The 11,545-nt window shown below is 46.8% G+C and carries 11 protein-coding genes; 8 read left to right on the forward strand and 3 right to left on the reverse strand.

Annotation, left to right across the window (positions count from 1 at the left end):
• Positions 1-112 precede the first annotated feature (112 nt).
• Positions 113-736 (reverse strand): superoxide dismutase, encoded by a 624-nt coding sequence (locus NQX30_05845; protein ID MDM5147888.1) that lies wholly within the window; start codon positions 734-736, stop codon positions 113-115.
• 85 nt (positions 737-821) lie between these two features.
• Between NQX30_05845 and ribF the strand changes: the two genes are divergently transcribed.
• A complete protein-coding gene (ribF, locus tag NQX30_05850) occupies positions 822-1,751 on the forward strand; it encodes a riboflavin biosynthesis protein RibF (protein ID MDM5147889.1) in 930 nt (309 codons plus the stop codon).
• Between the two features lie 5 nt (positions 1,752-1,756).
• On the opposite strand, the gene NQX30_05855 is transcribed toward ribF, so the two are convergent.
• Entirely contained in the window at positions 1,757-2,131 is a 375-nt protein-coding gene (locus tag NQX30_05855; protein ID MDM5147890.1) for an MTH938/NDUFAF3 family protein, read from the reverse strand.
• A 70-nt stretch (positions 2,132-2,201) separates the two neighbouring features.
• On the opposite strand from NQX30_05855, the gene NQX30_05860 reads away from it, so the two are divergent.
• The 5 genes from NQX30_05860 to NQX30_05880 all read left to right on the forward strand — a co-directional run bounded on the left by NQX30_05860 (position 2,202) and on the right by NQX30_05880 (position 7,730).
• Positions 2,202-3,521 carry a homoserine dehydrogenase gene (locus NQX30_05860; protein MDM5147891.1) on the forward strand — a complete coding sequence of 440 codons (1,320 nt, stop codon included), beginning with the start codon at positions 2,202-2,204 and terminating at the stop codon, positions 3,519-3,521.
• Positions 3,518-4,624, forward strand: a complete 1,107-nt coding sequence (gene thrC, locus NQX30_05865) for a threonine synthase (GenBank protein ID MDM5147892.1) — start codon at positions 3,518-3,520, stop codon at positions 4,622-4,624. Before NQX30_05860 ends, thrC begins: the two co-directional genes overlap by 4 nt.
• Complete coding sequence (locus tag NQX30_05870; GenBank protein MDM5147893.1) at positions 4,621-5,949, forward strand: peptidoglycan DD-metalloendopeptidase family protein; 1,329 nt, start codon at positions 4,621-4,623, stop codon at positions 5,947-5,949. Before thrC ends, NQX30_05870 begins: the two co-directional genes overlap by 4 nt.
• Positions 5,946-7,013: an anhydro-N-acetylmuramic acid kinase gene (locus NQX30_05875; protein ID MDM5147894.1), complete on the forward strand. Its 1,068-nt coding sequence runs from the start codon at positions 5,946-5,948 to the stop codon at positions 7,011-7,013. The genes NQX30_05870 and NQX30_05875 overlap by 4 nt, the downstream gene beginning before the upstream one ends.
• A 399-nt stretch (positions 7,014-7,412) precedes the next feature.
• On the forward strand, positions 7,413-7,730 hold the full coding sequence (locus tag NQX30_05880) for a (2Fe-2S) ferredoxin domain-containing protein (GenBank protein ID MDM5147895.1): 318 nt from the start codon (positions 7,413-7,415) through the stop codon (positions 7,728-7,730).
• Between the two features lie 27 nt (positions 7,731-7,757).
• Here NQX30_05880 and apbC read toward each other — a convergent pair whose 3' ends face one another.
• The gene (gene apbC, locus NQX30_05885) at positions 7,758-8,831 is read right to left on the reverse strand and encodes an iron-sulfur cluster carrier protein ApbC (protein MDM5147896.1); all 1,074 of its coding nucleotides are present in this window, start codon (positions 8,829-8,831) and stop codon (positions 7,758-7,760) included.
• A 108-nt stretch (positions 8,832-8,939) separates the two neighbouring features.
• Here apbC and rpsO point away from each other — a divergent pair, with 108 nt between their 5' ends.
• Both rpsO and pnp read left to right on the forward strand, forming a co-directional pair.
• Positions 8,940-9,212, forward strand: a complete 273-nt coding sequence (gene rpsO, locus NQX30_05890) for a 30S ribosomal protein S15 (protein ID MDM5147897.1) — start codon at positions 8,940-8,942, stop codon at positions 9,210-9,212.
• 94 nt (positions 9,213-9,306) lie between these two features.
• Positions 9,307-11,424: a polyribonucleotide nucleotidyltransferase gene (gene pnp, locus NQX30_05895; GenBank protein ID MDM5147898.1), complete on the forward strand. Its 2,118-nt coding sequence runs from the start codon at positions 9,307-9,309 to the stop codon at positions 11,422-11,424.
• Positions 11,425-11,545: the final 121 nt, after the last annotated feature.

The following is an 11,545-nucleotide window of genomic DNA, read 5'->3' on the forward strand; positions in this document are numbered from 1 at the left end:
ATAATTTTTAAGTCGCAAATTACGTTGACTACCTAGTTTTCATTCCCAGAAACAAAAAAAAGCGCTTGACCAAACTGGAAAAGCACTTTTTTATAATTTTGAATTGTTAGGATTATTTCTCTTTATCCATCGCCGCCTCAAAGCGTTTGCTGGCACTCTGCCAATCGGCAATTTTCCAAAAATCGGCAATATAGTCGGGACGGCGGTTTTGATGTTTCAAATAGTAAGCATGTTCCCACACATCCAACGCCAATACAGGGATGCCGCGACAGGATTCGCTAACTTCGTCCATCAACGGGTTATCTTGATTGGGTGTGGATACCACCTTAAGCTTACGTTCTTGCACAATCAACCAAGCAAAGCCAGAACCAAATCGACTTATACCGGCGGCAGTTATTTCTTTGCGTAGCCCATCGGCACCACCAAACGAGCGGTCAATTTCTCCAGCCAATGCACCAACCGGATCACCACCGCCATCAGGTGACATTGAAGACCAATAAATATTGTGATTGTAATTGCCGCCTGCATTATTGCGAGCAATAGACCCTAGTGTGGAAATACCACTTAGCAAACGTTCAATACTCATCAGCGACGCTTCGCTACCATTCAGTGCTTCCGACATTTTGTCAAAATAAGCACGATGGTGTTTGCTGTAGTGAATTTTCATCGTCTTCGCATCAATATGCGGTTCAAGCGCGTCATAATCATATGGAAGGTCAGCGAATTGGAATCCCATAGTTTTTCTCCTTTGCGTATAGTATTTTGACTTATATTCTCAAATGATTATAGCATAGGGTATTTTTGCCGATACAATCGCCGCTGTGCAGATTATTCGTCATCACCGATTACCGGTTAACCGCCCTTTGGCGTTGACTATTGGAAATTTTGATGGAGTCCATTTGGGCCATCAAATACTAATTCGTCAATTGCGACAGGAAGCACAAACGCGCGGTTGGGATAGTGCGGCAATGACTTTTGAACCGCATCCGGTGACCGTGCTAGCCGGAAAACCGGCACACCGTATTGAGGGAGTAAGGAAAAAAATTCAACAGCTGGCTGCTACCGGTTTAGAAATACTCTATTTACCACGATTTAACAAACGTTTTGCTAGTCAAAGTGCTAAAGAATTCACCTCATTTTTGTTTACCCAGCTGGCAGTACGCCATCTTGTAGTAGGTGAGGATTTTCGCTTCGGTCAAGGTCGGCAAGGCGATGTGACAATGCTAAAAAAAGCAGCAGCAGCACACGGAGCAACGGTGTTAGGCGCAGAATTATTGTGGTCAGGCGACGCACCGATCAGTAGTGGACGTATTCGGGAATACTTACGAGCCGGCAATTTTATTGCAGCAGCGCAATTGTTGGGACGCGAATGGGTACTGGACGGACGAGTGGTGCGCGGTGAAGGCATTGGCCGCCGGTTAGGTTTTCCTACTGCTAATTTGCGGCTGAATTTTGTACCGGTATGCTCCGGTATTTTTGCTGGTGATACGGTTATTGACGGCGTCCGCTATCCGGCGGCGGTTAGCATCGGCAACAATCCGACAGTGCAAAATAGCTCACTGGTTCGCGCCGAAGCACATGTGCTTGATTTTGATGGTAATCTTTATCGTCGTCGACTCACCGTGCAACTGTTTGAAAAACTGCGTGATGAGGAAAAATATAATAATCTAGAGCAATTGCGCGCAGCGATTGCCGATGATGTAAAAACCGTGCGGCAGCGGTTTGACCACCGCACAAAAGCAGGCTATTAGATTGATTAAATAATGAGAATGGCCGCCGCAGCTCTGCCGTCGCCGTGCAACACTTGATAAGTACGACAGGCGGCAGATAGCGACATAACTTCCAGTGCCATACCCTGTTTGGCAAATGGAATTAGCCATTCACGTCGCATAGACGTTGATTGAGTGCATCCACCAAGCAAAAATAACTCCACTGCACCGCTCAAGCAGATAGCGTTTTGCAAATGACTTTCGCTAAGCAATTCAATATTGTTTGGTAAATCGGCATTAACAATACCGTTTGGCGTAAGCAGTAAACTATTTTTATAAGATACACCATCAATAACTACAAAATTATCTCCGCAAGCGTTGATAGCATGCGTAAGTGGCGTTTCATTAGGCTGTATTTTCATATGATAAAAGGCTTTGGAGCAATATTGATATTCTAGTCGGATATAATAACAAGCTTTCATTAAATTTGTAATGCTTACTTCTTTCTTCGCACCAGCTTCCCAACCACCACTTGGAATCGTTATTGTCGGCGCCGGAACGGTTGGCGGCAGCGTACTTGACGTATTGCGTGAAAACGCTCAAACCATTAGCGCGCGCAGCGGGCGAAATATTGTGGTGCGTGCCGTCGTTGTACGTAACATAGAAAAAGCTCGAACCCGCCTACACCCTGATATGGCAGGATTACTAACCGATGATTGGCAGGCGGCAGTGCAACGACCAGACGCCGAAGTGCTTTTAGAATTGATGGGAGGAGAAAGTACTGCAAAAGAATGTATTCAAGCGGCACTGACCGCTGGCAAGTCGGTGGTAACCGCTAACAAAGCGCTTTTGGCAACGTGCGGGGATGTCATTTTTGACGCTGCTCACGCTGCTGGCAAACCAGTGGCATACGAAGCAGCCGTCGCCGGTTGTATTCCAATTATTAAAACGCTGAGGGAGGCACTAGCCGGCGATACGGTACACGAAGTGGCCGGCATTATCAATGGCACTTCTAATTACATTCTCACCGCCATGGAAAAAGACGGTGTAACCTTTGCCGATGCGCTGGAAGCAACGCAAAAAATGGGTTATGCCGAGTCTGACCCTTCTTTAGATATTGACGGCGGGGATGCAGCGCACAAAATTTTACTTATCGCACGACTGGCATTTGGGGCTCATGCGACTATGAATGATGTTCCCGTTGTTGGTGTGCGAGACTTTAAATTACGAGACATTCGTTATGCAGCACAATTTGGTTTTTGTGTGAAATTGTTGGCACAGGCCGTGCGCCGTGACAACGGTATTGAATTATCAGTACAGCCAACTTTAGTGCCATGTACTCATCCTATCGCTTCTGTAGATGGAGCAATGAATGCCATTTTAGTACGCTCTGCCTATGCTGGCGAAACCCTATATTACGGTGCTGGCGCTGGTGCGTTTCCGACCGCCGCCGCCGTAGTAGCCGATGTGATTGATATCGCGCGCGGCAATGGTGCCTTGGCGCAACATGGTAATGGCACACCATTACCGTCGCTCATTCCGGCGGATGATTGTAGTGCACCGCACTTTTTGCGTTTGCGAGTATTAGATATGCCCGGTGTGCTAGCGAATATTGCCAGCGCGTTGGCACAACAAAATATCTCCATTGAAGCTATTCATCAAAATGAATCTGCGCCCGGACAAGAAGTAGATATTATTATGCTAGTACATGAAGCATCGCGCGGAAAAATATTTTCCGGTATAAAACAAATTGAAAATCAATCCACCACTGTCGGCGCTGTAGTGACTATGCCAATCAAACGTTTTTTATGAGTGGTCTTATTGCCACCTATCGCAACCGTTTGCCACTAGCCGCTGATGCACCGCCACTTTCGCTTGGAGAGGGAAACACGCCGTTGGTGGAATTAGTCAATATCTTATTGCCCGAAAGCGTGCGTCTTTGGGTAAAAATAGAAGGCGCGAATCCTACTGCCTCATTCAAAGACCGCGGTATGGCAGTTGCCATCGCCGCTGCGGTGGAACAAGGAGCGCGCTGCGTGATTTGCGCCTCTACCGGTAATACATCGGCTTCCGCTGCTGCTTATGCCGCGCGCGCTAAATTACCCTGCATTGTATTAATTCCAGCGGGCAAAGTAGCTGCCGGAAAAATCTCCCAAGCGGTGGCACATGGCGCAGAAATTGTACAAATCAGCGGCAATTTTGATGATGCGATGACGGTGGTTAAAAACTTTTCTGATAGCGGCGAAGTGGCAGTAGTTAATTCCATTAACCCCATGCGTTTGCAAGGACAAAAAACTGCTGCTTTTGAAATTATCACTGATTTACCGGGTGTTCCTGATTATCATGCATTGCCAGTTGGTAATGCGGGCAACATCACTGCGCACTGGCTTGGTTACAGTGAAGCGGCAGGAAAAGGTACGGCTGCTTGCACATTTTGTCGCGGTGAGTGTCGTTTTACCGACATGCCAGTGGCAAAACAACGCCCAACGATGTTAGGCTACCAGGCAGAAAATGCTGCACCCTTTTTGAATGGTAATCCGGTGCTCAACCCGGAAACCGTTGCCACTGCGATTCGTATTGGTAATCCTCAATCTTATGAAGTCGCCAAATTGGTACTGACCGAATCTGGCGGTTGGGTTGGCGCTGTGAGTGATGCTCAAATTTTACAAACGCAAAAATTATTGGCGTCACAAGAAGGCGTGTTTTGCGAACCGGCATCAGCAGCCAGCGTTGCTGGCGTGTTGGCGGATTTAAAATCTGAAAAGTTACGCGGACCCGCACGCATCGTTTGCACCCTAACCGGCCACGGACTAAAAAACCCAGAAATTTTTGGCGCGCCAGATACACGCGTTGTCGCTGCTGAAGTAGACGCCATACGAAAGTTAATTTACTCAACCATTCAGCAACGCCAGTGAACCATAATTGGATTGTTTTAGTGCGAGCTGCGCAAAGCCCGTTTTTTTCATTTGCTATTGCGTTGTTATTTTTAGCTGTCGTTGTGATTTTCAATTCACAACCGGCATCAATTGATGTAGAAGAAAAAGCGGAAACGAAGTTAACACAAAATGATGACATTACTGTCACGCCGCCAACCACTACCGCACTGGTAGAGCCGAGTGTTATTGCGCCTGCACCCACACCAGAAATCGTTGTACCGTGGCAGGAATACAAAATTCGCCGCGGTGACACGATGGGTGAAATTTTGCAAAAAATCGGCATCGATGACGAATCGCGCGTTTTTTTTCTATCGCAAAAATTAAAAAGTTATCAGCGTTTGCGTGTCGGTCGGTCACTTAAATATAAAAGCGATACGACAGGACGTTTGTTAGCACTGCTATACAAAACATCTCCTGATTATTATTTAATTGCGGAACGCGGCGACGACGGAGTCTGGCAAGTAGAAGAAAAGCCGCCGCAAATAACAATCAACAAGAAACTAAAAGGTGGACGTATTGAATCCTCTTTGTTTGCTGCAGCTGATCGTGCCGGAGTCGCCGATGCTGCCATTGATTTGCTTATCGAAGGGCTGGAATCACAGGTGGATTTTTATCGTGATGCACGGGGCGGCGATACTTTTCGCGTCATTTATGAAGAAAAACATGACGAGGATGGTGATTTTGTTGGCGTGAGTAATCTGCTGGCTTTTGAATATGTGAACTTGCGTAATCCCAACAAACCGCGAGTAGTTCGTGGCGCTTGGAATGCTGATGAGCGTGGCTATTTTTCCCCTGACGGCGAGAGCTTGCGCGGAGCATTTTTACGCGCGCCGTTAAAATTTCGCCGCATTAGCTCAAAATTTACCAATCGACGCTACCATCCGGTACTCAAACGCTGGCGTGCTCATCGTGGTGTAGATTACGCTGCACGCACCGGCACACCGATACGCAGCACTGCAGACGGCACAATTGTCAAAGTGGCAACCGAGCGCGGTTATGGCAAAGTGATAATGATTAAACATTTCAATATTTATACAACGGTGTACGGACACATGAGCCGTTTTGCCAAAGGTATGCGCAAAGGTCGAAAAGTAGCGCAAGGAGAGATTATTGGTTACGTTGGTCAGACTGGGCTTTCCACTGGACCGCATTTACATTATGAATTTCGAGTGCACGGCAAACACAAAGACCCACTGTCTACGGCTATTCCTCGTCGGCGTCCACCTCTTGAAGGAAAGGCACTCACTCATTTTCAAAATGCCTCCGCACAACTATTTGCTGAACTAAAAACAATTACTCCGTGAAGAATGCTTATTATGTCGGTGTAATGACCGGTACTAGCTTGGATGCTGCCGATGCCGTCTTAGTAGATTTTGATAACGGTAGTTGCCGCATTATCGCTGATGCTCAAGTTCTTATTCCGCTCAAACAGGCCGATGAATGGCGGCAATTGGCAACCGATGACGCTACGTTGGCACAAGCACTTACTGCTGCTAACGCCGTAGCAAAATTATGTGCCAAAGCGGTGGCGGCGTTGGGCGCGCCGCCGGACAATATCGTTGCCATTGGTTGTCACGGTCAGACGGTACTGCATCGTCCGGCACACGGATGGAGTGCACAACTACTTAACGGTGCCTTGTTGGCAGAATTGTGTGGTGCAGATGTGGTGTGTGATTTTCGTTCTCGCGACATTGCTGCTGGCGGGCAAGGTGCACCTTTAGCGCCGCTGTTTCACCGCGCTGCCTTTGCTACTTATAAACCTTGCGCCATTATCAATCTGGGTGGCATTGCCAACATTAGCGTGCTGGATACAGACGGCGGCGTGCGAGGCTGGGATACGGGACCAGCTAATATGCTCATGGATGCTTGGTATCGGCGGCATCAAAGTGGGCAATTTGATTTTGATGGTAGCTGGGCGACAAGTGGTACTATCGTGCCATCACTGCTACAAACGCTACTGGAGCATCCTTTTTTAGCCCTTTCTTCACCAAAGAGTTGCGGGCGAGAAGAATTTGATTTGCGCCATTTTGAAAATGAATTGGCGCATCATCGCCCAGAAGACGCGCAAGCAACATTACTAGAATGGAGTGCCCAAACAGTTACCATCGCTGTGCGCGATAGCAATGTGCCAGTGGTATTTTTATGTGGCGGTGGCGCACACAACACAGCATTGACAAACCGATTAAAAACGCTGCTGCCTGATTGCAATGTGCAATTAAGCAATGCAGCTGGACTACCGGCAGAACGAGTTGAGGCGACAGCATTTGCGTGGTTTGCTAAACAATTTATTGAAGGCAAAGCGTTGGATATTTCGTCCATTACCGGCGCACGCGGGGCGCGAATATTGGGCGCGCATTATCCGCGGTAATTATTGATTAGACCGTTTCTATTTGATTTGCAACAGCAATAAACCTAGCAAGGTGAAATTGTTTTTTAACTTTTTCTGACGAACGTTATAAACGTCATAATTTTTTTGCGCTCTTGTCATGTGCCGCCTAAATTTATTAGTCATGAAAAATCATAATACGCGAGATTCTACGATTTCGTTTTTTTAAATCTGTGCGCACTTTTGCAGTTTATGCTTTGTTCCTCATTTGGCGTAAAATTTTTTTATGGCTGTAAAAATTCTTCTTCTTGTCGCTTGTGCAATTGCGGTGTGGATGTTTACGCGTCCGCGCTTACGTCAACGCGCTAAGGAAACGCCTTTAGTACGCTGCACTTATTGTGGTGTCTACCATCCTCGCGATGATTCTTGTAGTTGTAAAAAATCATGACGTATTACCAACGACATATTTTTGTTTGCGAGAATCGGCGCGACAGTGGAGCTGCCTGTTGTGCACTCCAGCCGCAAGCGCCGGCAGCATTAAAACTATTGCGCAAAATTCTTAAAGAACGAGGCGCTTTAGGCTCTGGAAAAATTCGCATTAACCGTGCCGGCTGTATGAATCGTTGTGAGTACGGACCAGTGCTCGTAGTGTATCCGGAAAGCGTATGGTATCGTTATGACACCGAAGCGGATTTGCAAGAAATTGCCATTTCCCATTTGCTTGGTGACGTTCCCGTAGAACGACTGCGATTGAAGTAATTACTTGCCTTCGTTGCTAAAGATACGTTAATCACCTTTCACGATTTTTGGAAACGCCAAAGATCGATCCCGCGCTTTTTGTGCAACTCGCGCCCCAATGCGAGCTGCAATGTTGCGATAACGGCGGCTGATGTCACTATCGGGCTCGTTCACTACGCTAGGGCATCCTGAGTCGGCAGCAATGCGAATAGACGGATCAAGCGGAAGTCCTCCCAAAAAATCCACATCGTATTTTTCACATAATTTTGCTGCGCCGCCGGTGCCAAAAATAGATGCTTCGTGGCCGCATTGTGGACAACAGTACATACTCATGTTTTCCACCACGCCTAGTACAGGAATGCTAACTTTGTTAAACATCACTAATCCTTTTTGTGCATCTGAAACGGCAATTTCCTGTGGTGTAGTTACTACTACCGCACCGGTTACGGGAGCCTTTTGTGCTGTGGTCAGCTGAATATCGCCAGTACCCGGCGGCATATCCAACACTAAATAATCCAAATCATTCCAATGTGTTTCTCGTAACAGCTGCGTAAGCGCTCGCGTGGCGATAGGACCACGCCACACCATAGGCTGATCTTCATCCACCATAAAACCAATGGACATCACATCCATGCCATAGGCGTGCAGTGGCTCAATACCTCCTTTTTCGCCACCCTGCGGACGTTTATTCAGACCCAACATCAAAGGTAGCGAAGGACCGTAAATATCAGCGTCTAATACGCCTATGCGCGCGCCTTCATGAGCCAGTGCTAACGCCAAATTAACAGCAGTAGCAGACTTTCCAACACCGCCCTTTGCCGAACTTACAACAATAATATTTTTTACTCCGGACACTCGTTCCACACCGCCTTGCACTACATGCGGATGGATATTGATGGTCATTTTTACTTCCACCTTGGACAAACCTGCACCACGCAACTGAGATTTGATTTCTGTTGCTGTTTCTTCAAAAGCACTGTTAGCCGGATATGGGTAGTGCAAGCTAACATGTGCGCCACCGTCTACAAGACTCGCTTCGTGAACTAAGCCGGCGTCAATCAGATTTTTGTTTAAATGCGGGTCAATAATTTTCCCGAGAGAATCTTTAAATATGCGTTCCATTTCCGTATTGTAATATGCGAAACGACGTGTTGTTTTTACTTATTCGTTATGGCGTTGAATAGCGAATATGCGGTATAATTGCGCTTTTCAAAAGGCTTAAACTATCACATGAATGCAGAAGATATCGCTTCAACATCTGGAAAAATCAACGATTTGCGTTTGCATGACAAAGATGTCGGTTCGTCCCAAGTGCAAATCGCTCGCCTTACTGCTCGCATAATGCACTTAACCGGTCACTTAGCAAATCACAAAAAAGACAACCACACTCGTCGCGGCTTAATGGCAATGATTTCTCGCCGCCGCCGCTTAACCGCTTACCTCAAGCGTAACGCTCCCGACGTTCATAGTAAGACACTGGCAGCCCTTGGTCTGCGTAAATAAACTTTCTACTGCAACACTTCACGCATCAGCACGGTTGCAATTCTTCTGATACGCGCTTTTAAATTAATATTAATCTAGCAAAGGAATTTCGAACATGACTCTTTATAAAAAAACCTTTATGCTGGGCGACACGGAAGCCACAATGGAATTTGGCGAAATTGGTCGTCAAGCGGGAGCCACCGTTATCGTTAGCATGAATGACACAGTTGTTATGGTTGCCGCTACTGGTAGCCGAGAAGCTATGCCCAATGCTGGATTTTTACCGCTAACAGTTGATTATCAAGAGAAATATTATGCCGCAGGTCGTATTCCTGGCGGTTTTTTGCGCCGTGAGGGGCGTCCATCAGAAAAAGAAGTCCTCACCAGTCGCCTGATAGACCGTTCCATCCGACCATTGTTTCCAGATTTTTTCTATCACGAAACACAAGTAATAGCCAACGTATTGTCTTACAATCCTGAAGTCAATTCCGATATTCTCGCCATGATTGGTACTTCTGCAGCGTTGCGATTGTCTGGAATCCCTTTTAACGGTCCCATCGGAGCCGTCCGCGTTGGTTTTTCCAATAACGCTCCCATAATTAATCCGACACAAAGCCAAATAGAAAATTCAGAATTAGATTTGGTAGTCGCCGGCAGCCGTCAAGGTGTGTTAATGGTGGAATCCGAAGCCAAACAATTATCTGAAGCCGTCATGTTAAATGCGATCATGCAGGGACACAGCGCCATACAAGCCTCCATTGACGCTATTGAACATTTGGCTCAAGAAGCCGGAAAACCCGCGTGGGATTGGCAAGCTCCCGCACTCAATGATGAACAAAAAAACTCGTTGCGAACGGCTACCAATCAAGCTTTTGATGATGCTTATAACATTACCGAAAAGCAAGCGCGCAGCAATCGATTGGCGGAAATTCGTAAAAGCGGCACTGAGGCAGTATTGACCGAAAGTTCCACTCCGCTGGAAGGGAATTTGGTTAATTCAGAGTTAAAGAAAATTGAAGCTAGCATAGTGCGCGAACGCATTTTGTCTGGTCAGCCGCGCATTGACGGTCGTGGCACTCGCACAGTACGCCCTATTGCTATTCGCTTAGGTGTATTGCCGCGCACACACGGCTCAGCGCTGTTTACCCGTGGCGAAACGCAAGCATTGGTCGTCACTACCTTGGGTTCTACTCGTGATGAGCAAAAAATAGATGCACTGCAAGGCGAGCAGTTTGATTCCTTTATGATGCACTACAACATGCCTCCTTATGCCACTGGAGAAACCGGCCGCAATATCGGTCCCAAGCGTCGCGAAGTCGGTCATGGACGCCTTGCCAAACGCGGATTAGCAGCGGTTATGCCGTCAAAGGAAGATTTTGAATTTCCCCTGCGTGTGGTGTCAGAAATTACTGAATCCAACGGCTCCAGTTCTATGGCGTCGGTATGCGGCGGCTCATTGTCGATGATGGACGCAAGTGTGCCACTATCAGCACATGTTTCCGGTATTGCCATGGGATTAATCAAAGAAAATGATCGTTTTGCTGTACTTACCGACATTCTCGGTGACGAAGATCACTTGGGTGATATGGATTTCAAAGTTGCAGGTACTCGCAAGGGTGTGACGGCGCTACAGATGGATATAAAAATTGACAGCATCAATGAGCAAATCATGCAGGCAGCTTTAGAGCAGGCCAATGAAGGACGGTTGCATATTTTAGGATTGATGGAAGAAGCGCTGCCAGGTCCACGCGAAGACGCTTCGCCATATGCGCCGCGCATGCTCAAAGTCAAAATACCAAAAAATAAAATTCGCGATGTTATCGGCAAAGGTGGCTCGGTTATTCGTAATTTGACAGAAACCACAGAAACGCGCATTGATGTTAATGATGACGGTATGGTGACGATTTCCGGACGCAATTTAGAAGTGTGCGAAAACGCCAAAGAGCAGATTGAAAACCTTACCAAAGACGTAGAAATTGGTGCTATTTACGACGGGAAAGTAGAAAACATTCTGGAAAACGTAGGTGCTGTAGTTAGCATCCTGCCTGGTCGTGATGGTCTGTTGCACATTTCGCAAATTTCCAATGATCGCATTAATAAAGTGTCTGATGTGCTTAGTCTCAACCAAAGTGTCCGTGTTAAAGTTCTACGTGCCGATGACGGCCGAGTGCGCTTTACCATGCTTAACTTGGATGAGGCACCGCCGGTCTCAAAAGAACAAGACGCCGAATAATTTTTTGCAGGTTAAAGAAGGGCGGCTATAAGTAGTCGCCCTTTTTACGTTAATTATTCTAACCAGCGTTAGGAACCCTCGCCTACTACAATTTACCGATGATATAATTTTTAGTTTGATT

It is taken from the genome of Candidatus Persebacteraceae bacterium Df01 (genome assembly GCA_030386295.1).
GTDB lineage: Bacteria > Pseudomonadota > Gammaproteobacteria > Tethybacterales > Persebacteraceae > Doriopsillibacter > Doriopsillibacter californiensis.